Source organism: Pseudomonas lactis, assembly GCF_001439845.1.
In the GTDB taxonomy this organism is placed as follows: domain Bacteria; phylum Pseudomonadota; class Gammaproteobacteria; order Pseudomonadales; family Pseudomonadaceae; genus Aquipseudomonas; species Aquipseudomonas lactis.
Window position 1 is genome coordinate 396155 of record NZ_JYLO01000002.1, and the last position, 25705, is coordinate 421859.

The window sequence follows — 25705 nt, forward strand, 5'->3', positions numbered from 1 at the left end:
TCTTCGCGAGCAAGCTCGCTCCTACAGAGCAGCAGGAAAATGGCTGGCCAGTATGCCCAAGGCTGCAAGCGCTGCCTAGACCGGCAAAATCAAGGGCAGCAGGCGCGCGGTATTGCGGGCATCCTCCAGGGCGCGATGCTGCTGGCCATGGAACTGCATCCCCGCCAATTGCAGCGCACCATTGAGCCCCAGCGGTTTGTCCAGGCGCCGGGCCTTGGCAAAGCGTTGCTTGAGGTTCACATGCGGGGTGTCGCCCAGGGCGCTGGCGAGGCCATGGCGCTGCCACTCCAGCTCAAGCTGCACGCGGTCATAATCCCCCCAACTGGCCCAGCCTTCCAGGCGTGGCTGATGTTGGCCCAGCCAGCGCTCGAACAGCGGCCACACCTCGGTGATCGGCGCGGCCATGTCGATATTGGCCTGGGTGATATGGGTGAGTTTGCGGCAAAAGGGCGTCAGCAAGGGCCGCCGCAAGGGCCGCACAAAGCGCTGGAAGTGGTCCAGTTCGCGGCCCTGGCGGTTGACCAGGCTGGCGCCGATCTCGATGACTTCCATCTCTGTCACGGGCCAGCCGCCGTCATCCGTTGTGGCTTCAAGGTCAATAATCAGCCAATGAGGCATGTGCAGGTTCCCGTACTCGTCCCTTCCTGATGGGGATAGAGCGTAGCCCGGCCCTGTAGTTCCGCCTAGGGGCGTTATTCGATCTCGAGCAAAACCTGGCGGTTGCGTACCTGATCGCCCGTCACGACCCGCAGTTCCTTGACCGTGCCATCGATACCGGCCTTCAACGGGTGCTCCATTTTCATCGCTTCGAGCACCAGCAAAAGCTGGCCTTTGCTGACGCTTTCACCGACGCACACCCGTATATCGACGATGGCGCCGTCCATGGGTGCCTGGACCGTGCCACTGCTGGCGTCGGCCGGGCGGCTGGCGACTTGCTGGGTGCGGTCGATGACGGTCAGCCCTGGCAGCCACAGCCGGTTGCCGTCCAGGTGATAGGCGATGCGGCGGCGAACCCCCTTGATGACAAAGGTGGCGTGGCGACCGTCGGTGGTGAGTGGCAGGTCGTCAATGGTCACGCTATGGAGTTGGCCGTTGATCTCCAGGCGGTATGTCACCGGGGCACTCGCCGTGTTGCGCCAGCGCGCGAGGGGGTGTGAGTGCTGGTTGGCGCTGTGTTGATAAAACAGCGCGGCGGCCAGCGAGAGCTGTTCAGCGGTCGCTTTGTGCTGTGGGATGACGCTGAAGTGTTCGGCGATCAAGCCCGTGCTGAAGTCGCCGGCGATAAAGTCCGGGTGCTTGAGCAGGTCGATGAGCAAGCGCTGGTTGGTCGCCACGCCGAGTAACACCGTGTCTTCCACGGCCCGCAGCAATTTGCGCCGGGCTTCTTCGCGGCTGGCGCCGTGGGCGATGATCTTGCCCAGCATCGGGTCGTAGAACGGGCTGATGGTTTGGCCTTCACGCAAGCCATGGTCGATGCGCACGCCGGGGGCGGGTTCCCAGCGCAACACGTCACCGGTTTGCGGCAGGAAGCCCTGGGCCGGGTCTTCGGCGTACAGGCGCACTTCCATGGCGTGGCCGGTCAGGGTCACCTGTGATTGGGTAAGTGGCAGCGCTTGCCCGGCGGCGATCTGCAACTGCCAGTCCACCAGGTCGAGGCCGGTGATCATCTCGGTAACGGGATGTTCCACTTGCAGGCGCGTGTTCATTTCCAGGAAATAGAACTGGCCGTTGCGGTCGAGCAGAAACTCCACGGTGCCGGCACCCACATAATTCACCGCCCGCCCGGCCTTGAGCGCGGCTTCGCCCATGGCCTGGCGCAGATCGGCGGTCATGACGGGGCAGGGCGCTTCCTCGATGACTTTCTGATGGCGGCGCTGGATCGAACAGTCGCGCTCGCCGAGGTAGATGAGGTTGCCATGGCTGTCGCCGAACAGTTGCACTTCCACGTGTCGCGGGTCGATCAGCGCCTGTTCGAGGATCAGCTCGTCGCTGCCGAATGCATTCATGGCTTCCGAGCGAGCGGTGCGCAGTTGCTCCAGCAGCTGTTCGCGCTGGTGCACCAGGCGCATGCCACGCCCACCGCCACCGGCGCTGGCTTTGATCATCAGCGGGAAGCCGATGCGTTCGGCTTCCTGTTGCAAGGTGGCGTCGTCCTGGGCACTGCCCTGATAGCCGGCGATGCAGGGCACGCCGGCGTCGAGCATGGCGAGTTTGGACAGGCGTTTGCTGCCCATCAGTTCGATCGCCTCGACACTGGGGCCGATGAAGGTGAGCGTGGCCTGCTGGCAGGCGCGGGCGAAGTCGGGGTTTTCCGAGAGGAAGCCGTAGCCGGGGTGAATGGCATCGGCGCCGGTCAGTTGGGCGGCGGCGAGGATGGCCTGTGTGTTCAGGTAGGACTGGTGTACGGGCGCCGGGCCGATGTGTACGGCTTCGTCGGCCATCTGCACGTGCAGGGCATCGGTATCCGCGTCGCTGTACACGGCCACGGTGCGGTAGCCCAGGGCCTGGGCAGTGCGCTGGATGCGGCAGGCGATTTCGCCGCGGTTGGCGATCAGGATCTTGCTGAATGCGGGCATTGGGTTATCCCTTGATGAATGTGGCGTGTGTTGGGGCCTCTTCGCAGGCAAGCCAGCTCCCACATTTGAAATGTGTTCCCCTGTGGGAGCTGGCTTGCCTGCGATGGCGTCATCGAGACCAACTCGGCTTTCGCTTCTGCACAAACGCCTGCGTCCCCTCAACCCCTTCCTCACTCCTCACCGCCTCGGCAAACCACTGCGCCCCGCGATCCAGCACGGTCTCAAGCGGCTCATCCAGGCTGGCCAGCAACAGCGCTTTAGTCCGTGCGTTCGCCCCCGGCGCACACTGCAACACCTGCCCCAATACCTCATCCACCCGCTGCGCCAATGCCTGCGAGTCGTGCTCGACAAAATGCACCACCCCCAGCCGCCCAGCCTCCACCCCATCAAACCGCGCCGCCGTCAGCGCCAGGCGCCGCGTGTGGGTAAGGCCAATACGCTTGACCACAAACGGCGCAATCTGCGCCGGCAGCAACCCGAGGCGGGTCTCGGGCAAGCCGAACTGCGCCTGGCCCGCTGCAATCGCAATATCACTTACGCACGCCAGCCCGAACCCACCGCCCAGTACCGCGCCTTGCAGCACCACGATCACCACCTGCGCCAGCGCCTGAACCTCTTGCAGCAAGGTGCCAAACGCGCGGTTCAATGCTTGCAACTGCCCCCCGGCGCCGGCCAGGTCCTTCACATCGGCCCCCGCGCAAAAGTGCCCGCCCGCGCCGCTGATCACCACGGCGCGCACCTGGCTGTCCAACTGCGTCAGTACCGCACGCAGTTCATTGACCATTTCAAGGCTCATCGCATTGCGACATTCGGGGCGGTTGAGGGTGATGTGCAGCACGCCGTTATGGGCTTCGAGCAGCAAGGTATTCATGGCTTTTTACCGGGCAGGGTGCCCATCAGTTTGCAGATGATGCCCAGCATGATTTCGTCGGCACCGCCGCCAATCGACACCAGGCGCACGTCGCGATAGGCGCGGGCTACCGGGTTGTCCCACATGAAGCCCATGCCGCCCCAATATTGCAGGCAACTGTCGCTGACCTCACGGCCCAGGCGCCCGGCCTTGAGCTTGGCCATGGAGGCCAGCCGCGTGACGTCCTGGCCCTTGATGTACTGCTCGGTGGCCTGGTAGACCAAGGCGCGCAGGCATTCGATTTCGGTGGCCAGTTCTGCCAGGCGAAAGTGGATCACCTGGTTATCAATGAGCGCTTTGCCGAAGGTCTGGCGCTCTTTGCAGTATTCGATGGTGCTATCGATGCAGTGCTCCAGGCCCTTGATCATATTGGCCGCGCCGAACAGGCGTTCTTCCTGGAACTGCAACATCTGCATCATGAAGCCCGCGCCTTCATGGCCGATGCGGTTGCGTTGCGGCACGCGCACGCCGTCGAAAAACACCTGGGCGGTCTCGGAGCTGTGCATGCCGAGTTTTTCCAACGGCGGGCTGACGCTGATGCCGGGGCTGTTCATCGGCACCATGATCAGCGACTTGTTGATATGCGGTTTGTCGTCGGACGTGTTGGCCAGCAGGCAGATGAAGTCGGCGCTGGGCGAATTGGTGATCCACATCTTGCTGCCGTTGATCACATAGTCATCGCCATCCTTGCGCGCATGGGTCTTGAGCCCGGCCACATCGGAGCCGGCACCGGTTTCCGAGACGCCGATGCAGCCGACCTGTTCGCCGCTGATGGCCGGGCGCAGGAACTCCTCGCGCAGTTCATCGGAGCCGAAGCGCGCCAGGGCCGGGGTGCACATATCAGTCTGCACGCCGATGGACATGGGAATGCCGCCGCAACGGATGGTGCCGAACTCTTCGGCGGCGACGATGGAATAGCTGTAGTCCAGGCCCATGCCGCCGAATTTTTCCGGTTTGGAAATGCCCAGCAGGCCGAGGTCGCCGGCTTTGCGGAAGATCTCGTGAATGGGAAAGCGCCCGGCTTTTTCCCATTCATCCACGTGCGGGTTGATCTCGCGGTCGACGAAGGCGCGCACGGTGCGGCGCAGTTCCTGGTGTTCCTGGGTGAAGATCATTTTTATTGTTCTCCCGGTTGGGACGCGGAGCGTCCTGGTCTGCGTTACCACGCGGAGCGTGGGAACGATCAGCGCGCTACGCCGAAGGTGTTGGGTTGCAGTTGCCGCCGTTCGGCTTCGTGACAGATATCCAGCAAAAAACCGAGCAAAGTGCGGGTGTCCCGTGGATCAATCAGCCCGTCGTCCCACAGGTTGGCGCTGGCGTAGAGGGCGGTGGACTGGCTGTCGAGTTTCTGCGCGGTGACCTGTTCGAGCATGTCGAGCACCTTGGGGTCGGGCACCAGGCCGTCCTTGAGTTGCTTGGCCTCGGTGACAATCCGCAGCACTTTGCCGGCCTGTGCGCCGCCCATCACCGCGGTGCGGCTGTTGGGCCAGGCGAAGATAAAGCGGGGGTCCAGGCCGCGACCGCACATTGCGTAGTTGCCGGCACCGTAGGAACCACCGACCACGATGGTGAGTTTAGGCACACGGGCATTGGCCACCGCCTGGATCATCTTCGCGCCGTGCTTGATCACCCCTTGCTGTTCCGACTCGGTGCCCACCATAAAGCCGGTGGTGTTGTGCAAAAACAGCAGCGGCGTGCGGCTTTGGTCGCACAGCTGGATAAACTGCGCGGCCTTGCTCGCGCCCTTTGGGGTGATGGGGCCGTTATTGCCGATCACGCCCACGGCGCGCCCCTGGATATGCAGATGGGCGCAGACGGTGTGGGGGTCGAACTCGCCTTTGAATTCCAGCAGGTTGGAACCGTCGGCCAGGCGCGCCAGGATCTCGCGCACGTCATAGGGCTTTTTCGGGTCATCGGGAATCAGCCCCAACAGCTCTTCAATCGCGTACAGCGGTTCGCGATAGGCGCGTTGGGGCGCGTGCGGCAAGCGGTCATTCCAAGGCAGTAGGCCCACAATCTCACGCACGATGCGCACGCCATCGGCATCGTTCTGGGCCAGGTACTCAGCGGTGCCGGCGGTTTGCGCGTGCATCTGCGCGCCCCCCAGTTCTTCATCGGTGGCGACTTCGCCAGTGGCGGCCTTGAGCAACGGTGGCCCGGCGAGAAACAGCTTGGCCTTGCCGCGCACCACCACCACGTAATCCGACAAGCCCGGCTGATACGCACCGCCGGCCGTGGCCGAGCCGTGTACCACGGTGATCTGCGGCAAGCCCATGGCCGACATGCGCGCCTGGTTGGCAAAACTGCGTGCGCCTTCGACGAAAATCTCGGCGGCGTAGTTGAGGTTGGCGCCGCCGCTTTCGGCGAGAGTCACCACCGGCAATTTGTTCTCCATGGCGATCTGTTGCAGGCGCAGGGATTTCTTCAGCCCGGAGGGGGAAATGGTGCCGCCTTTGATCGCGCTGTTGTTGGCCACCACCAGCATGCGCACGCCGCTGACGTAACCGATGCCGGCGATCAGCCCGCCACCAGCGGCGCTGCCGTCTTTGTCGTCGTGGAGCTTGTAGCCGGCCAGGCTGGCCAGCTCCAGGAACGGCGCGCCGGGGTCCAGCAGCAGATTGAGGCGCTCACGGGGCAGCAATTGCCCGCGCTTGTCGAACTTGGGCTTGGCTTCCTGGGCCTTGGCCAGCAGGGTGTGTTCCAGTTGGCGCAACTGGGCGATGGACGCCAGCATGGCTTCGCGGTTTTGCGCGAACGCTGGGCTGTTGGGGTCGATCAGGGTTTCAATGACTGGCATGGCGTTATTGCTCCGCCTTGAGCACATCCGGCAGGTAGGCGCGGTGGAACCCATTGAACGGCTCGCTCGGTACCTGCGCCTTGTGCAGCGGCCATGCGCGGCTACCCAGGCTGGCGGCGCCGTCGATGCGCAGGGTGCTGCCGCTGATGAAGGCCGCAGCCGGGCTGAGCAGGAAGACGATGGCCGCGCTGACTTCCGACTCGGTGCCGATGCGCTTGAGCGGTACATGCTCACGCAGGGTGGGAATCACCGCCTTGAAGGCGCCTTCGTAGGTGTCCATGCCGCTGGAGGCGATCCAGCCAGGCGCCACGGCGTTGACGCGCACCCCGGCATAGCCCCACTCAAACGCGGCGGTCTTGGTGAAGTTGTCCATGCCGGAGCGCGCCGCGCCGGAGTGGCCCATGCCGGGCATGCCGCACCACATGTCGGCGAGCATGTTGACGATTGCGCCGCCGTGCTTGCTCATCGACTGGTTGAACACTTCCCGTGCCATCAGGAAACCGCCCACCAGGTTGGTGCGCAGTACGGTTTCAAAGCCCTTCTGGTTGATCGCGGCCAGGGGCGACGGGTATTGGCCGCCGGCGTTATTCACCAGGCCATGAATGGGGCCGTGGTCGTGCAGAACTTGCGTGACCAGTGCCTTCACCGCCTCTTCATCGCGGATGTCACAGGCCTGCCAATGGGCGACGCCGCCGTCTTGGGTAATTTCCTGGGCTACCTGTTGCAACTTGTCCGGCTTGCGCCCCACCAGGATCACGCGGGCGCCAAGCGCCGCCAGTTCATGGGCGGTGCAGCGGCCAATGCCACTGCCGCCACCGGTGACGATCAGGGTGTGCCCCTGGAACAGGTCGGCTTTGAAGATCGAGTCGAAGGCCACGGCAACGGTCCTTTAGCTGAGTTGATCGGCAATGTGTTGCGGTACGGCGATGGGGATTTCCAGCAGTTGCTGGGCGAAAGCCTTGCCTTGGGGATCTATGCGCAGGCTGGCGATGCCGCCGCCGCCCAGGGCGTTTTCCAGCAGGAAGTTGAGGCTGTGGCTGCCGGGCAAGTACCAGCGTTCGACGCGGCCATGGATCGGGTCGAGCACGTGGTCCATCCAGTCGACGATCACCTCCGGGGTCAGGGCTTCGGCGATCCACGGCAGGTAGTCGGGGTGGCGGGCGATCACCCCGATATTGCTGTGGTTGCCCTTGTCACCAGAGCGCGCCACGGCGAGTTTCACCAGCGGTACGCTGGCATCGGCACGGCCCAGGGGCTTGGCCGGCTCGATGGGCGCAGCCGGCGTGAGCAGAGGCGCGGAGGCGGGCAGCTCGACGGCATAACGTTGGCCTTGGTACTCGATGGCGACGCTACACAATGATTTGTCGACCAGGAACGAAAACAGCCGAATCAGCGGATACACCGTCGGCCGCCCGCCGACAATGCCGGTCAGCCCCGGTGCCATGCCGGTGGCCGCCTGGGCGATCTCGCGGGCGAACAGCGCCAGCGCCTGCTTGTTCGGGTGCCGCACCGCCAGCTTCACCACCACTTCGCGGCAATCCGCACGCCGGGCGTGGGCGCCGTAGGTGGCCTCGCTGCCGAGCAGTTCGATGTTGACGTCGGTGTAGGGTGCCCAGCCGCGCTGGCTGAACAGCTCCGAGGTCTTGTTGATGAGCGCCTGGCTGACCCGCTCGGCCTTGGCCACCGCGTCGATGCCGGCGATCAGGCAACTGGCGGTACAGCGAAAACCATCGGGGTAGGTGGCGCTGACCTTGTACTGGTCGGTGGGTGGCAGGCCCTTGGCGCCGTGCAGGCGCACCGCATGTTTGCCTTGTTGCTGCAGTTTGACCTGGCTGAAATCACAGATCACATCCGGCAGCACATAGGCGCGCGGGTCACCGATTTCATACAGCAGTTGTTCAGCCACGCTGAGTTCGCTGATCAGGCCGCCGCTGCCCTCGACCTTGTTGACGGTGAACTGGCCGTCGGCGCTGACTTCGACGATGGGGAAACCAATGTGTTCGTAGTCCGGCACGTCACGCCAGTCGGTGAAGTTACCACCGGTGCATTGGGCGCCGCATTCGATGATATGCCCGGCCAGGGCGGCCTGGGCGAGGTGATCGTAGTCCTGCCACGACCAGTTGAATTCATGCACCAATGCCGCGCTGACCACTGCGCTGTCGACCACGCGGCCGGTGATGACAATATCGGCGCCGAGCCCCAGGGCCTGGGCAATGCCCGGTGCGCCGAGGTAGGCATTGGCGGACACGCACAGGGGCGGCAGTGGGGCGCCGTTGAACATGTCGGTGACAGGCGGCAGCTGTTTGAGTTGAGGGTGCAAGTCATCGCCGAGCAACACGGCGATTTTCAGCGGGATGTGCGCGTTATCGCAGGCCGCTTGCAGGGCAGCGGCGCAGGCCTGGGGGTTGGTGCCGCCGGCGTTGCTGATCACCCGGATGCCTTGGCGCTGGATATCCGCCAGCAGGGGCGTCAGCACCTCGACAAAGTCCGTGGCGTAACCGGCCTTGGGGTCTTTCAGGCGGGCACCGGCGAGGATCGACATGGTGACTTCCGCCAGGTAATCGAACACCAGGTAATCCAGGGCGCCGCCCTGCACCAATTGGGCGGCGGCGGTGCAGGTGTCGCCCCAGAAGGCGCTGGCGCAGCCGATACGTACCGTCTTGCTCATGAGAAATCCTTCCTCCAAGGGCTGGCGTCGAGACTACCAAGCAAGCGCTTGGTTTGTAAACTCCAGTCACAAGTTTTACCCAAGCGCTTGCTTGGGTGGCGGTCACGGCCTAAATTGCCGGCCATGACAGTAGAGGTGAAGGAGAGCAACATGGATGAGCACAAAGCCCTGAGGGTGATGCGCACCATGGTCGATGGTGGCCAATTGACCGACCCCGAGAGCGCCCGCGGCAAATTGCTGCAAACCGCGGCTCATCTGTTTCGCAACAAGGGTTTCGAGCGCACCACCGTGCGTGACCTGGCCGGCGCCGTGGGCATCCAGTCCGGCAGCATCTTCCATCACTTCAAGAGCAAGGATGAGATCCTGCGCGCGGTGATGGAGGAAACCATCCATTACAACACCGCGATGATGCGCGCTTCACTGGAGGAGGCGAGCACCGTGCGCGAACGCGTGCTGGCGCTGATCCGCTGCGAGTTGCAGTCGATCATGGGCGGCAGTGGCGAAGCCATGGCGGTGCTGGTCTACGAATGGCGCTCGCTGTCGGCCGAAGGCCAGGCGCACGTGCTGGCCCTGCGTGACGTGTATGAGCAGATCTGGTTGCAGGTACTGGGCGAGGCCAAGGCCGCTGGCTACATCCGGGGCGATGTGTTTATCACCCGGCGCTTCCTCACCGGCGCCTTGTCCTGGACCACCACCTGGTTTCGCGCCCAAGGCAGCCTGACCCTTGAAGAGTTGGCCGAAGAGGCCTTGTTGATGGTGCTGAAGGCGGACTGAGGCGCAAGCCATTAATTTGCTGGCGAAAGTTGTCTCCCCCGGTAAAAACGCCTAGCTTATCGGCATTGAACTCTTCAACGGTGTGTGCCTCGATGTTTTCGCCATGGCGGCTGGCTGCAGGACTGACTTTATGGGCACTGGGCACCGCCGCGTGGACGCAGGCCGGTGCCGCGCAGTTGGTGAGAATCGGCGCGGCGCACTTTCCGCCCTATACCGTTCGCCCCGAACAAGGCGCCGACACCGGGTTGCTGCCGCAATTGGTCGAGGCGTTGAACGCTGCGCAACCCGATTACCAGTTTGTGGTGGTGCCTACCTCGATCCCCCGGCGTTTTCGTGACTTCGAGCAAGGCCGGGTCGACATGGCGATCTTCGAAAACCCGTCCTGGGGTTGGCAGAATATTGCCCATACCAGTGTTGATATGGGGCTCGAAGATGCGGAGATTTTTGTCGCTCAGCGTCAGCCCGGGCGCGACCAGAGTTATTTTTCTGACCTTACCGGTAAACGTCTGGCGGTGTTCAGTGGGTATCACTATGCCTTTGCTGACTTCAATCCTGATCCCAAGAACATGGCCGAGCACTACAACGCCACGTTGACCTATTCCCACGACAGCAACTTGCTGATGGTCGCCCGTGGGCGTGCGGATATTGCGTTGGTTACCCGTTCGTACCTGAGTGATTTCATGGTGCGCAACGCGGACATGGCGGGGCAGTTTTTGGTGTCGGAGCGTATTGATCAGGTGTATCACCACTACGCGTTGCTGCGGCCAAAGGCACCGATCACGGGGGAGGCGTTTTCGGCGTTGCTCAAGGGGCTACGCAGCAGTGGGCAGATGCTGAGGATTTTTGAGCCGTATCGTATTGATGTGACGCCACTGCCCTAGATCGCAGTAAATAAGCTCCTTTGGGCTCAGTGGGGTCAACTGTGGGAGCTGGCTTGCCTGCGATGATGGCCTGCCAGCCGACACCTATCTACCTGACACCCCACAATCCAACTGTGCGGGCTTGCTCGCGAAGGCGGCCTGACAGGCGACACAGTTGGATTGTGTACATATCCATTCCTGCGGTAACGGCCACTTAGGGTTCCGCTCTGACAGCGGCTCACTTTTGAAAGGAGCCGGAATGCCGGCCCAGCCAAAAGTAAGCAAAAGGCTCTTGCCCCACCACTCGGCACCTCGCTTAGGCTCGGTGTGCCCGAACACAGGCTTGAATCCGTGGGCCGCCGCCACGCGCCATCCATGGCGCGGGGCGGCTAACCCGGCGTCCTGCCGGGTTACCCACGAATTCAAGCCTGCGTTCGGCCAGCGTGGTTTAACGGGGCGCCTGAGATCAAGATCAAAAGCAGATCAAGAGCGACTCGCTTCGCATCGTGGTTACCGTGGGCCCTTACCCAGAATGTCCTCGCTGTGCTCAAACCCGCCGCGCAAACGTATCGCTATGACTGCCCGACACCTTGCGGCAATGCACCAGCGCATCGCGAATCATGAAGTTCACCAAGGTCGGAGACACCCCAAGCTCCTTGGCGATGTCTTTTTGCGGCACGCCATGCAAGCGGTACATCTCGAACGCGTAGCGGGTGCGCTGTGGCAACTCCGTCAGGGCGTCGGCGATGTTTTCCAGGGTGTTGAAATTGATGTGCGAGGTTTCCGGTGAAGCGCCGTGAATAACCACATTCAAGCCTTCCTCTTCGGTCCCGGAATATTTGAGCTCCAGCGCCTGCTTGCGATAGTGATCGATCGCCAGGTTTCGCACGATCTGGAACAGATAACTCAGTTGAGCCTTGAACGATGAGGTGATGGTCGGTGCCGACTGCAGCCGAAAGTAGGCGTCTTGCACCACGTCTTCGGCGCGGGAGCGGCACCCGGTGATGCGGGCCGCGATCTTCACCAGGATCAGCCGATTGTCGACGAATGCCTGGAGAAGGGGTGAATCGCACCTGCCTGTGGATACTGGTTCCGTCATGGAAATCACCTTGTTGCTAATAGGTTAGGGGAGGGCATCCCTGCTGAGGCCTCCTACACATCGGGCAACAAATTATGCTGAATGATAATGATTGTCAAATGAGAAGACGAACTAATCTTATGCCTTGGGCAAAGGTGTGAACCACGTCTCGCTCGCCCCCGGCGACTAATTATTTGCTGGCTCCGTCCGTTCTCATGGGTGACAGGTTCGTTAGTACAACGGCCAAGGATCAGCACCCGCAGGAGGACCAGATGGGTTTTTATCGTGCATTCAGCGTGTTTCAGTTTGGAGTCCTCGCGCGATGAGTACGCCCCTGCGGCTGCGCCTGTTTTGCCTGCCCCATTCAGGCGCCAGCGCCTCGGTCTATGCGCGCTGGCGCCGGGTTCTGCCGGACTGGCTGCAGGTGTGCCCGCTGGAATTGCCGGGGCGCGGCATGCGCATGGACGAGCCGTTGCAGCGCGATATCAAGGCCTTGGCCGCGCAGCTTGCTGAAGAGATCAGCCGTGATCTCGATGGCCCCTATGCCTTGTTCGGCCACAGCCTTGGCGGGCTGTTGGCGTTTGAATTGGCCCACGCTTTAAACGCACGCAATCTGCCTGCGCCGCTGGCGTTGTTCGCGTCCGGCACGGCGGGCCCGGCGCGTCGTGATGTGAGCGAGTACGCCGTCGAAAAGACCGATGCCCAACTCATCGCCCGCCTTCGTGAGTTACAAGGCACCGCCGAGGAAGCCCTGGCCAACCCCGAGTTGATGCAACTGATGTTGCCGATCCTGCGCGCCGATTTCCTGCTGTGCGGCAGTTTCACCTATGGCGAGCGCCAGCCCCTGGCGCTGCCGATCCACGTGTTCGGTGGCAAGCAGGACAGCGTGCGTGCCGACCAGTTGCTCGACTGGCAACTCGACGCCGCCAGTGGGTTTTCCCTGGACATGTTTGACGGCCATCACTTCTTCCTCGTGCAGCAAGAAAGCGCCGTGCTGCGCTGTGTGCGTCGCTATGCCGACGAGCACCTGGCGCGCTGGCGCATTGGCGCGGCGCGGCAGCTCGCCGCCGGCTGAACCCCACCGATTTCCCGAATTTCCCGTAAGCCGATTTCAGGCAGGAACCCCATGATGGACGCCTTCGAACTCCCCCGCACCCTGGTCCAGTCCCTTCAACAGCGTGCTGCGCAGACGCCGGACCAAGTCGCCTTGCGCTTCCTCGCCGAGAGCGCCGAGCACAGTGTGGTGCTCAGTTATCGCGACCTCGACCAACGCGCCCGCACCATCGCCGCCGCCCTGCAAGCCAACGCTGGCCTGGGCGAGCGTGCGGTGTTGCTGTTCCCCAGTGGGCCGGACTATGTGGCGGCGTTCTTTGGTTGCCTGTACGCCGGGGTGATCGCGGTGCCGGCGTATCCGCCGGAATCCACGCGCCGTCATCACCAGGAGCGTCTGCTGTCGATCATCAGTGATGCCGAGCCGCGCCTGCTGTTGACCATTGCCAGCCTCAGCGAGGGCCTGGCGCAGATTGAAAATGCGCCCACGGTGTTGAGCGTCGACACCCTGGAGGCGCAGTTGGCCGACCAGTGGGTCGAGCCCGACCTCAAGGTCGACGACATCGCCTTCCTGCAATACACCTCCGGCTCCACCGCATTGCCCAAAGGCGTGCAAGTCAGCCACGGCAACCTGGTGGCCAACGAAGTGCTGATCCGCCGTGGTTTTGGCATCGACCTCAACCCCGACGACGTGATCGTCAGTTGGTTGCCGCTGTACCACGACATGGGCCTGATCGGCGGCCTGCTGCAACCGATTTTCAGCGGCGTGCCCTGCGTGTTGATGTCGCCGGCCTACTTCCTTGGCCGACCTTTGCGCTGGCTGGAGGCGATCAGCGAATACGGCGGCACCATCAGCGGTGGCCCGGATTTCGCCTACCGCCTGTGCAGCGAACGGGTCAGCGAGTCGGCCCTGGAGCGCCTGGATTTGAGCCGCTGGCGCGTGGCCTATTCGGGTTCCGAACCGATCCGCCTCGACACCCTGGAACGCTTCGCGGAAAAATTTGCGGCCTGTGGTTTCACCCCGAATAATTTCTTCGCCTCCTACGGCCTGGCCGAAGCCACCCTGTTTGTCGCGGGAGGCATCCGTGGCCGTGGCATTCCCGCGATGCGCATGGACGAGCAGGCGCTGGCCGCCAACCGCGCCGAACCGGGGCAGGGCAGCGCGATCATGAGTTGCGGCACCAGCCAACCGGACCACGCCGTGTTGATCGCCGACCCGCACATTCTCACCGAGCTGCCCGACCAGTGCGTCGGCGAACTCTGGGCCACCGGCCCGAGCATCGCCCACGGCTACTGGCGCAACCCTGAAGCCAGCGCCAAGACCTTTGTCCAGCATGCTGGCCGCACCTGGTTGCGCACTGGCGACCTGGGCTTTATTCGCGACGGTGAGGTGTACATCACCGGGCGCCTGAAAGACCTGCTTATCGTGCGCGGCCACAACCTCTACCCCCAGGACATCGAGCAGACCATCGAGCGCGAAGTGGAAGTGGTGCGCAAGGGCCGGGTTGCCGCGTTTGCGGTCAATGACCAGGGCCTGGAAGGCATCGGCATCGCCGCGGAAATCAGCCGCAGCGTGCAGAAAATACTGCCGCCCGAAGCGCTGATCAAGGCGATCCGCCAAGCCGTGGCCGAGGCCTGCCAGCAAGCCCCGAGCGTGGTGGTGCTGCTCAACCCCGGCGCCTTGCCGAAGACCTCCAGCGGCAAAGTGCAGCGTGCGGCCTGTGCGCTTCGGCATGCCGATGGCAGCCTCGACAGCTACGCGCAGTTCCCCGGGCAGCAGGGGCCGGCGAGCGAAGTGGCGCTGGAATCGGACCTGCAACAGCAGATTGCGGCGATCTGGTGCGAGCAACTGCAACTGGCTCATGTGGCGGGCGACGATCACTTTTTCTTGCTGGGCGGCAACTCCATCACCGCGACCCAAGTGGTCGCGCGCCTGCGCGAAAGCCTCGGGCTGGAGCTGAACCTACGCCTGCTGTTCGAAGCGCCGACACTCGCGGCCTTTGCTGCGGCTGTGGCGCACCTGCAACAGGACGGCGGCGTGGCCCAAGGCGCAATACACGCGCTGTCACGTCAAGAAGACCTGCCCCAATCCCTGGCACAGAACCGCCTGTGGATCACCTGGCAATTGGACCCTCACAGCAGCGCCTACACCATTCCCGGCGCCTTGCACCTGCGCGGCGAGCTGGATGAAGACGCGCTGCGTCACAGCTTCCAGCAACTGATCCAGCGTCACGAAGCCCTGCGCACGCGCTTCTACGAGCGCGACGGCCAGGCGTTTCAGCGTGTCGAGGCAACGGCGGATTTCGAACTGCCGATCATCGATCTCAGCGACCTGCCCAACACCGAACGCGAAGCCCGTGCGCAACGGGTCCGCGAAGACCAGGCACGCAGTCCGTTCGACCTGGAAAAAGGCCCCTTGCTGCGGGTTACCCTGGTACGCCTGGGCGATGAAGAGCACCAACTGCTGGTGACTTTGCACCACATCATTGCCGACGGTTGGTCGCTGAATATCCTGATCGACGAGTTCTCGCGCCTGTACGCCGCTGCCGCCCAAGGCCAGTCCCTGGAGCTGCCGCCGCTGGCCTTGCAATACGCCGACTACGGCAGCTGGCAGCGCCAATGGCTGGCCGAAGGCGAGGGCCAGCGACAGCTGACGTACTGGAAAGCGCAGTTGGGTGACGAGCATCCGGCCCTGAACCTGGCCACCGATCATCCGCGTGCCGCCCAGCATCGGCACAGCGCCGCGCGCCATAGCCAGCGCCTGGATGCGCGCCTCAGTGCGGCGATCCGCCAGACCGCCCAGGCCCATGACTCGACGCCGTTCATGCTGCTGCTGGCGACGTTCCAGACCTTGCTCTATCGCTACAGTGGCCAGCGCGATATCCGTATCGGCGTGCCCAATGCCAACCGCCCACGCCATGAAACCCAGGGCCTGATCGGCTTCTTTATCAACACCCTGGTGCTGCGCGCCGAGCTGGACGGGCGCCTGCCGTTCAACCAGCTGTTGGCCGCCACTCGCGAGACCACATTGGCCGCCCAGGCCCATCAGGACCTGCCCTTCGAACAACTGCTGGAAGCCTTCCCCCAGGCCCGCGAACAGGGCCTGTTCCAGGTCATGTTCAACCACCAGCAACGGGACCTCAGTGCCTTGCGCCGCCTGCCGGGCCTGCTGGCCGATGAATTGCCCTGGCACAGCCGCGAAGCCAAGTTCGACCTGCAACTGCACAGCGAAGAAGACCGCAATGGGCGCTTGAGCCTGTCGTTCGACTACGCCGATGAGCTGTTCGAACCTGCGACCATCCAGCGTCTGGCCGAGCAGTTCATCCATCTACTTAAAGCTGTGTGCGCGCAACCACAACACGCCATCGGCGACCTGCCATTGATGCAGGCCGACGAACAGCAACCCTGGAGCGAAGCCCCCTGCGCGCCGGCCCGGCACTGGCTGCCCGAGCTGCTCAGCCAACAGACGTCGGACGCCACCGCGCTGGTCTGGCAGGACGGCAGCCTGACCTTCGCCCAACTGCACACCCAGGCCAACCGCCTGGCCCATTACCTGCGCGACAAAGGCGTGGGCCCGGACGTGTGCGTGGCCATCGCCGCCGAGCGTTCGCCGCAATTGCTGATCGGCCTGCTCGCCATCATCAGGGCCGGTGGCGCCTACGTGCCGCTGGACCCGGATTACCCCGCCGAGCGCCTGGCCTACATGCTCAAGGACAGCGGCGTGCAGCTGCTGCTCACCCAGACCGCCTTGCTCCCCCAACTGCCCAGCGCCGAAGGCGTGTGCGTGATTGCCATGGACAGTCTGCACCTCGACAGCTGGCCGACCCAGGCGCCAGGCTTGCACCTGCACGGCGATAACCTCGCCTACGTGATCTACACCTCCGGATCCACCGGCCAACCCAAAGGCGTGGGCAACACCCACGGCGCCCTGGCCGAGCGTTTGCAGTGGATGCAGGCCACCTATCAACTGAACGAAACCGATGTGCTGATGCAAAAGGCGCCGATCAGTTTCGACGTGTCGGTGTGGGAATGCTTCTGGCCATTGATTACCGGCTGCCGCCTGGTATTGGCCGGGCCGGGCGAACATCGCGACCCGCACCGTATCGCGCAGCTTGTGCAGGAACATGGGGTGACCACGCTGCACTTCGTGCCGCCGCTTTTGCAGCTGTTTATCGACGAGCCGCTGGTGGCCGAATGCACCAGCCTGCGTCGGCTGTTTTCCGGCGGCGAAGCCTTGCCTGCCGAGTTGCGTAACCGCGTACTGGCGCGCTTGCCAGCGGTGCAATTACACAACCGCTATGGCCCGACCGAAACTGCAATCAACGTCACCCATTGGCAGTGCGCTGCCTCGGATGGCGAGCGCTCGCCGATTGGCCGGCCATTGGGCAATGTGATTTGCCGCGTACTGGACGAGCAGCTCAACCCGCTGCCGGCCGGTGTGCCGGGCGAACTGTGCATCGGCGGTATCGGCCTGGCGCGGGGTTACCTGGGCCGTGCCGGGCTGACGGCCGAACGTTTTGTCGCCGACCCGTTGGGCGCGGCGGGCACTCGGTTGTATCGCACCGGTGACCGTGCGCGCTGGAACGCCGATGGCGTCCTCGAATACCTCGGGCGCCTCGATCAGCAGGTCAAGCTGCGCGGTTTCCGTGTGGAACCGGAAGAAATCGAAGCGCGCCTGCTGGCCCTCGCAGGCATCGCCCAAGCCGTGGTGCTGGTGCGTGATGCCCAGTTGATCGGCTACTACACCGCCGACACCGAACTGGATGAGCAAACGGTCAAAACCGCCCTGGCCGCCGAGTTGCCGGAGTACATGGTGCCTGCGCTGCTGATGCGCCTGGATGCCATGCCCCTGAGCCCCAGTGGCAAGCTCGACCGGCGCGCCTTGCCAGAGCCGGTATGGCAAACCCGCGAACACGTCGAACCGCACACAGTCTTGCAGCTGCAAATCGCCGCGATCTGGCGCGAGGTGCTGGGCCTGCCACGCATCGGCCTGCGCGATGACTTTTTCGCACTGGGCGGGCACTCGTTGCTGGCCACGCAAATCATCTCTCGCACCCGCCAGACCTGTGACGTCGAGCTGCCGCTGCGCACCCTGTTCGAAGCCAGCGAGCTGGGCGATTTTGCCGAGCAGGTCGGGCTGATCCAGGCGGCGGGCCAGCGCAACCAACAGACTGCCATCGCCAAAGTCGACCGCAGCCAGCCGGTCCCCTTGTCCTATTCCCAGCAGCGCATGTGGTTCCTCTGGCAGATGGAACCGGACAGCCCGGCCTATAACGTCGGCGGCATGGCGCGCCTGCGCGGGGTACTGGATGTGGGGCGTTTCGAGGCAGCCTTGCAAGCCTTGATCATGCGTCATGAAACCCTGCGCACCACTTTCCCAAGCGTTGACGGTGTGGCCTGTCAGAAGGTCTCGGCGCAGACCACTGTGCGCATGGGCTGGCAGGACTTCTGCGCATTGGATGAGCTGCAGCGCCAGCAGCGTTTGCAGCAACTGGCCGATGTCGAGGCGCACACGCCGTTCAACCTGGAAACCGGGCCGCTGTTGCGCGCCTGCGTGGTCAAGGCTGGCGAGCAAGAGCATTACCTGGTGCTGACCCTGCACCATATCGTCACCGAAGGCTGGGCCATGGACATCTTTGCCCGTGAACTCAGCGCCCTGTATGAAGCCTTTATCGACGAGCGCGACTCGCCGCTGCCCGCGTTGCCGGTGCAGTACCTCGACTACAGCGTGTGGCAACGCCGGTGGATGGAAGCCGGTGAGCGCCAGCGCCAGCTGGACTACTGGACCGCGCAACTGGGCAACGAACACCCGTTGCTGGAACTGCCCGGCGACCGTCCACGCCCACCGGTGCAAAGCCACCGGGGCGAGCTGTACCGCTTTGATTTGAGCGATGAGCTGGCCGCCCGTGTGCGTGCCTTCAACGCGCAACAGGGCCTCACGCTGTTCATGACCATGACCGCGACCCTGGCGGTGTTGCTCTACCGCTACAGCGGCCAGACCGACCTGCGTATCGGCGCGCCCGTGGCCAACCGTATCCGCCCGGAAAGCGAAGGCTTGATTGGCGCGTTCCTCAATACCCAGGTGCTGCGTTGCCAGCTCACTGGGCAGATGCAGGTCAGCGAGTTGTTTGAGCAGGTGCGCCATACCGTGATCGAAGGCCAGTCCCATCAGGACCTGCCGTTCGACCACCTGGTGGAAGCTCTGCAACCACCGCGCAGCGCGGCGTACAACCCGTTGTTCCAGGTGATGTGCAACGTGCAGCGCTGGGAATTCCAGCAAAGCCGCCAACTGGCCGGCATGACCGTGGAGTACCTGGCCAACGATGCGCGGGCGACCAAGTTCGACCTCAACCTGGAAGTCACCGACCTCGACCATCGCCTGGGTTGCTGCCTGACCTACAGCACCGACCTGTTCGACGAGCCGCGCATTGCACGCATGGCCGCGCATTGGTGCAACCTGCTCGAAGCGTTGATCGCCGATCCCGGCCAGCGCCTCAGCGAATTGCCGTTGCTGAGCGCGGATGAGCAACGCGCCTTGCAAGACAGCCTGGGGGTGGAGAAGGGCGCGCATCGCCTCGACCAGTGCATCCATCAGCTGTTCAGCCAGCAGGCCAGCCAGCGGCCGGATGCCCCGGCGCTGACCTTTGCCGGTGTGACCCTCACGTATGCACAACTGGATGAGCGCGCCAACCGCCTGGCCTGGATGCTACGCGAGCGTGGGGTGGGCCCGCAGGTGCGCGTGGGCCTGGCGCTGCCGCGTTCGCTGGAAATGGTCATCGGTTTGCTGGCGATCCTCAAGGCCGGCGGCGCCTACGTGCCGCTGGACCCGGAATACCCGCTGGACCGCTTGCATTACATGATCGAAGACAGTGGCATCGGCCTGCTGCTCAGTGATGCGGCCCTGTTCGAAGCCCTGGGTGAATTGCCGGCGACGGTGGCGTGCTGGTGCCTGGAGGATGACTCGCCGGTGCTGGTCAATTACCCCGCCGAGGCGCTGCCGTTCGTGAGTCTGGCGCAACACCAGGCATACCTCATCTACACCTCGGGCTCTACGGGCAAGCCCAAGGGCGTGGTGGTGTCCCACGGTGAGATCGCCATGCACTGCCAAGCGGTGATCGAGCGCTTTGACATGCGCCCGGATGACTGCGAGCTGCACTTTTATTCGATCAACTTTGACGCTGCCACCGAGCGTTTGCTGGTGCCGCTGCTGTGCGGGGCGCGGGTGGTATTGCGCGCCCAGGGCCAGTGGGATGCCGAAGAAATCTGCGCGCTGATCCGTACCCATCGCATCAATGTGCTCGGTTTTACCCCTAGCTACGGCAGCCAGCTGGCGCAGTGGCTGGCGACCCAGCAACAGACGCTGCCGGTGCGCATGTGCATCACCGGTGGCGAAGCCTTGACCGGCGAACACTTGCACCGCATCCGTGCGGCATTCATGCCCCAGCTATTCTTCAACGCCTACGGCCCCACCGAAACCGTGGTGATGCCCCTGGCCAGCCTGGCGCCCGAGCAGTTGGAGGAGGGGGCCGGCAGTGTGCCGATCGGCAGCATCGTCGGCGAGCGCGTGTCCTACATTCTCGACGCCGACTTGGCGCTGGTGCCCCAAGGCGCCAGCGGTGAGCTGTACATCGGTGGCGCCGGCCTGGCTCAGGGTTATCACCAGCGTCCGGGGATGACGGCGGAGCGTTTTGTCGCGGATCCGTTTGCCATCGAGGGCGGGCGTTTATATCGTACCGGCGACCTGGTGCGCCAACGCGCCGATGGCCTGGTGGAGTACCTGGGGCGCATCGACCATCAGGTGAAGATTCGCGGTTTCCGCATCGAACTGGGCGAAATCGAAACACGCTTGCTCGAACATGAAGCTGTACGCGAAGCAGTGGTGCTGGCCCTGGATGCGCCGAGCGGCAAACAGCTGGTGGCGTACCTGGTCAGCGATGCCGAGCACGCCGCCTTGCGCGACGCGTTGAAGGCGCACCTCAAGGCGCAACTGCCGGACTACATGGTGCCCGCGCATCTGATCGTACTTCAAAGCATGCCACTCACCGCCAACGGCAAGCTCGACCGCCGCGCCTTGCCGGAGCCGGACCCAGAGGCCAATCGCCAAGCCTACGTGGCCCCTCGCAGTGAGCTGGAACACAGCCTGGCCGCCATCTGGTGCGCGGTGCTGAACGTGGAGCAAGTCGGCCTCGACGATAATTTCTTTGAACTGGGCGGCGACTCGATCCTGTCGATCCAGGTGGTGAGCCGTGCGCGCCAGGCCGGGATTCATTTCAGTCCCCGTGACCTGTTCCAGCACCAGACTGTACAAAGCCTGGCGGCCGTGGCGACCCGCTCGGAGCGCGTCATCGCCGAGCAAGGGCTGCTGACCGGTCCTTCGGGCCTCACGCCGATCCAGCACTGGTTCTTCGACACCGACATCCCGGCTCGCCAGCACTGGAACCAGGCGTTGGTGCTCAAGCCACTGCAACTGCTCGATGCCCATCGCCTGGAGCAAGCGCTGCTGGCCGTGCTGGAACACCACGACGCGCTGCGCTTGAGCTTTACCCCGCGTGGCGCGCAATGGCATGCCGAGCACTTGGGCGTGCCGGAAGGTGGCGTGCTGCTGCAGGCGCAGGTGCGCGACATGCAGGCGTGCACGGCGTTGTTCACCGACACCCAGCGCAGCCTCGACCTGGCACAGGGGCCGCTGTTGCGCGCCTTGCTGGTGGACGGGCCGCAAGGCCAGCAGCGCTTGCTGATCGCCATCCATCACCTGGTGGTGGACGGCGTGTCGTGGCGCGTCCTGCTGGAAGACCTGCAAAACGTTTATCGCCAACTCAGTGAAGGCCAGTCCGTCAGCCTGCCGGCCAAGACCAGCGCACTGCGCGATTGGGCTGCGCGCTTGCAAGCCTATGCCCACAGTGAGTCCTTGCGCGAAGAGTTGAGCCTGTGGCAAGCGCAATTGGCTGGCCCGGCCGTGGCCTTGCCGGTGCAGCGTCCCCAAGGCGCACGGCGCAATAGCGATGCCGAAACGGTCAGCGTGCGCCTGGATGCCGAGCGCACCCGGCAGTTGCTGCAACAGGCGCCGAGTGCCTATCGCACCCAGGTCAACGACCTGTTGCTGACCGCCCTGGCCCGCGTACTGTGCCGCTGGAGCGGGCAGGCCTCGGCACTGATCCAGCTGGAAGGCCATGGCCGCGAAACCTTGTTCGATGACATCGACCTGACTCGCAGCGTGGGCTGGTTCACCAGTGCCTATCCGTTGCGCCTGACGCCGCAGGCCGAGCAGGGCGACTCGATCAAGGCGATCAAGGAGCAACTGCGTGGTGTGCCCCATAAAGGCTTGGGTTATGGCGTGCTGCGTTACCTGGCCGATGACCTGTGCAAACAGAGCATGGCCGCCTTGCCGAGCGCGCAGATCACCTTCAACTACCTGGGCCAGTTCGACCAGAGTTTCGGCGCTGACGCGTTGTTCCATCCGCTGGAGGAAACCGCCGGTCTGGCCCATGACCCGGATGCGCCGTTGCCCAATGAACTGAGCATCGACAGCCAGGTCTACGGCGGCGAGCTGGTGCTGCGTTGGACGTTCAGCCGTGAGCGTCATGATCAACAGGTGATTCGCGATCTGGCCGAGGCTTACCTGGCCGAATTGCACAGCCTTATCGCCCATTGCCTGCAGGATGATGCCGGCGGCCTCACGCCGTCCGACTTCCCCCTGGCACACCTGACCCAGGTGCAACTGGACGCCTTGCCGGTCCCGGCCAGCGCCATCGAAGACGTTTACCCGCTGACCCCGATGCAGGAGGGCTTGCTGCTGCATACCCTGCTGGAGCCCGGCACCGGCCTGTATTACATGCAGGACCGCTACCGCATCAACAGCGCCCTGGACCCGGAGCGTTTCGCCCAGGCCTGGCAAGCGGTGATCGCCCGCCACGAAGCCTTGCGCGCCTCGTTCTGTTGGAACGTCGGCGAAGACATGCTGCAAGTGATCCACAAGCCCGGCAGCACGCCGATTGAATACCTGGACTGGAGCGCCGCCCCGCAGGATGAGCAGGAGCCGCGCCTGCAAGCCTTGCTCAAGGCCGAGCGCGAAGCCGGTTTTGACCTGCTCAACCAAGCGCCTTTCCACTTGCGCCTGATTCGCGTGGGTGAGGCGCGCTACTGGTTCATGATGAGCAACCACCACATCCTGATCGATGCCTGGTGCCGTTCGCTGCTGATGAATGACTTCTTCGACATATACACGGCCCTGGGCGAAGGCCGCGATGCGCAACTGGCGATGCCGCCGCGCTATCGTGACTACATTGCCTGGCTGCAACGCCAGAACCTCAACGAAGCGCGCCAGTGGTGGCAGCAAAACTTGCAAGGCTTCGAGCGCGCCACGCCGATCCCGAGCGACCGCCCGTTCCTGCGCGAACACGCCGGTGGCAGCGGCGGCATGGTGGTGGGCGACTGCTACACCCGCCTGGATGCCCGCGACGGTGCGCAACTGCGCGAACTGGCCCAGGCGCATCAGCTTACCGTCAACACCTTCGCCCAAGCGGCGTGGGCCCTGGTGCTGCGGCGTTTGAGCGGTGATCGCGATGTGCTGTTCGGCGTCACGGTGGCGGGTCGCCCGGTGGACATGCCTGAGATGCAACGCACCGTCGGCCTGTTTATCAACAGCATCGCGTTGCGGGTAAAACTGCCCGAGGACGGCCAGACGTGCAGCGTGCGCCAGTGGTTGAGCGCCTTGCTCGACAGCAATATGCAACTGCGCGAGTACGAATACCTGCCGTTGGTGACGATCCAGGAACACAGCGAATTGCCCAAGGGCCAGCCGCTGTTCGACAGCCTGTTCGTGTTCGAGAACGCACCAGTGGAAGTCTCGGTGCTGGACCGAGCGCAAAGCTTGAACGCCACCTCGGATTCCGGGCGTACCCACACCAACTTCCCGCTGACTGCCGTGTGCTATCCGGGGGATGACCTCGGTTTGCACCTGTCCTACGACCAGCGTTATTTCGACGAAAGCACCGTGCAAGGCATGCTCGCTGAGTTCAAACGCCTGTTGCTGGCGCTGGTGCAGGGCTTCCATGGCGACATGGCCGAGCTGGCGCTGATCGGCGAGCAGGAGCGTGAGTTCCTGGTGGCGGGCTGTAATCAGAGTGAGCAGGCCTATCCGCTGGAGACGAGCTACATCGAGCTGTTCGAGGCCCAGGTGGCAGAGCATCCGCAGCGTATCGTCGCCAGTTGCCTCGACCAGCAATGGAGCTACGACGAGCTGAACCGCCGCAGTAACGGCCTGGGCCACGCGTTGCTTGCGGCCGGTGTGGGCCTGGACCAACCGGTGGCGTTGCTGGCTGAACGTGGGTTGGACTTGCTCGGCATGATCATCGGCAGCTTCAAGGCCGGTGCCGGTTACCTGCCGCTGGACCCAGGGCTGCCTGGCCCGCGCCTGAGCCGCATCATCGACCTGAGCCGCACACCGTTGCTAGTGTGCACCGAAGCGTGCCGGGAACAGGCCATCGAACTGCTTGAAGGCTTCGACTGCCAGTTGCTGGTGTGGGAGGAAATCCCCGCCCGTGGCGAAAACCCAGGTGTCTACAGCGGCCCGGACAACCTTGCCTACGTGATCTATACCTCGGGTTCCACTGGCTTGCCCAAGGGCGTGATGGTCGAACAGCGTGGCATGCTCAACAACCAGTTGAGCAAGGTGCCGTACCTGAACTTGAGCGATGCCGATGTGATCGCCCAGACCGCGTCGCAAAGCTTCGATATTTCTGTGTGGCAGTTCCTCGCCGCGCCGCTGTTTGGTGCGCGGGTGGACATCGTGCCGCCTGCCATTGCCCATGATCCGCAAGGGCTTCTGGCCCACGTTCAAGCACAGGGCATCACCGTGCTGGAGAGTGTGCCATCGCTGATTCAGGGCATGCTGGCCCAGGAGCGTATCAGCCTCGACGGCCTGCGCTGGATGTTGCCGACCGGGGAGGCCATGCCGCCGGAGTTGGCCCATCAGTGGCTGCTGCGTTACCCGCAGATCGGCTTGGTGAATGCCTACGGCCCGGCGGAATGCTCCGATGATGTGGCGTTCTTTCGCGTCGATCTGGCCTCCACCCGTGGTACTTACCTGCCGATTGGTACGCCGACCGACAACAACCGCTTGTACCTGCTCGATGGCGCCTTGGAGTTGGTGCCCCAAGGCGCGGTCGGTGAGTTGTGCGTCGCCGGCACCGGCGTCGGTCGCGGCTACGTCAGCGATCCGCTGCGCACCGCCCAGGTGTTTGTACCCAACCCCTTTGGCGCGCCTGGCGAGCGGCTCTACCGTACCGGCGACCTGGCACGGCGTCGCAGCGATGGGGTGCTGGAGTATGTCGGGCGTATCGACCACCAGGTGAAGATTCGCGGCTACCGCATCGAACTGGGTGAAATCGAAGCGCGCCTGCATGAACAACCGCAGGTGCGTGATGCGGCGGTGGGTGTGCAAGAGGGGGCTAATGGCAAGCATCTGGTCGGCTATCTGGTGGTCGCCGACGCCACGCTGGACCCGAGCGAACACCTGGAGCGCATCAAGCAACGCCTGCGTACCGAACTGCCCGAATACATGGTGCCGCTGCATTGGCTATGGCTTGAAAGCCTGCCCCTGAATGCCAACGGCAAACTCGACCGCAAGGCCTTGCCGACCCTGGAGATCGGCCAGTTGCACAATCAGGACTATGTGGCGCCGCGCACTGAACTGGAAACCACGTTGGCGGGTATCTGGGCCGAGGTGCTGAAGGTCGAACGGGTCGGGGTGCAGGACAATTTCTTCGAACTGGGCGGGCACTCGCTGCTGGCTACGCAGATCGCTTCGCGGGTGCAAAAAACGTTGCAGCGCGACGTGCCATTGCGGGCGATGTTCGAGTGCAGCACCGTGGCGGAGTTGGCCGCGTATATCGACGGGTTGGCGGGCAATGAGATCAGTGCCGAGAAGGTGGATCGGTTGAGTGATTTGATGGCGGAGTTGGAGGGGCTTTAAGGCTTGAGTGGGCGCTACC

General features: G+C 63.7%; 12 protein-coding genes. 4 read left to right on the top strand and 8 right to left on the bottom strand.

Annotation, left to right across the window (positions count from 1 at the left end; translation table 11 throughout):
* Positions 1-75: 75 nt before the first annotated feature.
* The 7 genes from TX24_RS04725 to TX24_RS04755 all read right to left on the bottom strand — a co-directional run bounded on the left by TX24_RS04725 (position 76) and on the right by TX24_RS04755 (position 8951).
* The gene (locus tag TX24_RS04725) at positions 76-618 is read right to left on the bottom strand and encodes a 3'-5' exonuclease (RefSeq protein ID WP_003192881.1); all 543 of its coding nucleotides are present in this window, start codon (positions 616-618) and stop codon (positions 76-78) included.
* Between the two features lie 74 nt (positions 619-692).
* Complete coding sequence (locus tag TX24_RS04730) at positions 693-2576, bottom strand: acetyl/propionyl/methylcrotonyl-CoA carboxylase subunit alpha (protein ID WP_057709791.1); 1884 nt, start codon at positions 2574-2576, stop codon at positions 693-695.
* Between the two features lie 109 nt (positions 2577-2685).
* On the bottom strand, positions 2686-3447 hold the full coding sequence (locus TX24_RS04735) for an enoyl-CoA hydratase/isomerase family protein (RefSeq protein WP_057709792.1): 762 nt from the start codon (positions 3445-3447) through the stop codon (positions 2686-2688).
* The gene (gene atuD, locus TX24_RS04740; RefSeq protein ID WP_032895979.1) at positions 3444-4601 is read right to left on the bottom strand and encodes a citronellyl-CoA dehydrogenase; all 1158 of its coding nucleotides are present in this window, start codon (positions 4599-4601) and stop codon (positions 3444-3446) included. Before atuD ends, TX24_RS04735 begins: the two co-directional genes overlap by 4 nt.
* A 68-nt stretch (positions 4602-4669) precedes the next feature.
* Positions 4670-6283 (bottom strand): geranyl-CoA carboxylase subunit beta, encoded by a 1614-nt coding sequence (gene atuC / locus TX24_RS04745; RefSeq protein WP_057709793.1) that lies wholly within the window; start codon positions 6281-6283, stop codon positions 4670-4672.
* 4 nt (positions 6284-6287) lie between these two features.
* Positions 6288-7160, bottom strand: coding sequence for an SDR family oxidoreductase (locus TX24_RS04750; protein WP_057709794.1), 873 nt, complete (start codon positions 7158-7160; stop codon positions 6288-6290).
* Between the two features lie 12 nt (positions 7161-7172).
* Entirely contained in the window at positions 7173-8951 is a 1779-nt protein-coding gene (locus TX24_RS04755; protein ID WP_057709795.1) for an acyclic terpene utilization AtuA family protein, read from the bottom strand.
* Positions 8952-9101: 150 nt separating this feature from the next.
* Here TX24_RS04755 and TX24_RS04760 point away from each other — a divergent pair, with 150 nt between their 5' ends.
* Together TX24_RS04760 and TX24_RS04765 are read left to right on the top strand one after the other, a co-directional pair.
* Positions 9102-9725 carry a TetR/AcrR family transcriptional regulator gene (locus TX24_RS04760; RefSeq protein ID WP_034136096.1) on the top strand — a complete coding sequence of 208 codons (624 nt, stop codon included), beginning with the start codon at positions 9102-9104 and terminating at the stop codon, positions 9723-9725.
* Positions 9726-9817: 92 nt separating this feature from the next.
* Entirely contained in the window at positions 9818-10606 is a 789-nt protein-coding gene (locus TX24_RS04765) for a substrate-binding periplasmic protein (protein ID WP_057709796.1), read from the top strand.
* Positions 10607-11132: 526 nt separating this feature from the next.
* On the opposite strand, the gene TX24_RS04770 is transcribed toward TX24_RS04765, so the two are convergent.
* On the bottom strand, positions 11133-11684 hold the full coding sequence (locus TX24_RS04770; RefSeq protein WP_003192867.1) for an RNA polymerase factor sigma-70: 552 nt from the start codon (positions 11682-11684) through the stop codon (positions 11133-11135).
* A 301-nt stretch (positions 11685-11985) separates the two neighbouring features.
* Between TX24_RS04770 and TX24_RS04775 the strand changes: the two genes are divergently transcribed.
* Together TX24_RS04775 and TX24_RS04780 are read left to right on the top strand one after the other, a co-directional pair.
* On the top strand, positions 11986-12738 hold the full coding sequence (locus TX24_RS04775) for a thioesterase II family protein (protein ID WP_003192866.1): 753 nt from the start codon (positions 11986-11988) through the stop codon (positions 12736-12738).
* A 51-nt stretch (positions 12739-12789) separates the two neighbouring features.
* Positions 12790-25686: a non-ribosomal peptide synthetase gene (locus TX24_RS04780; protein ID WP_057709797.1), complete on the top strand. Its 12897-nt coding sequence runs from the start codon at positions 12790-12792 to the stop codon at positions 25684-25686.
* The last annotated feature ends 19 nt before the right edge of the window (positions 25687-25705 follow it).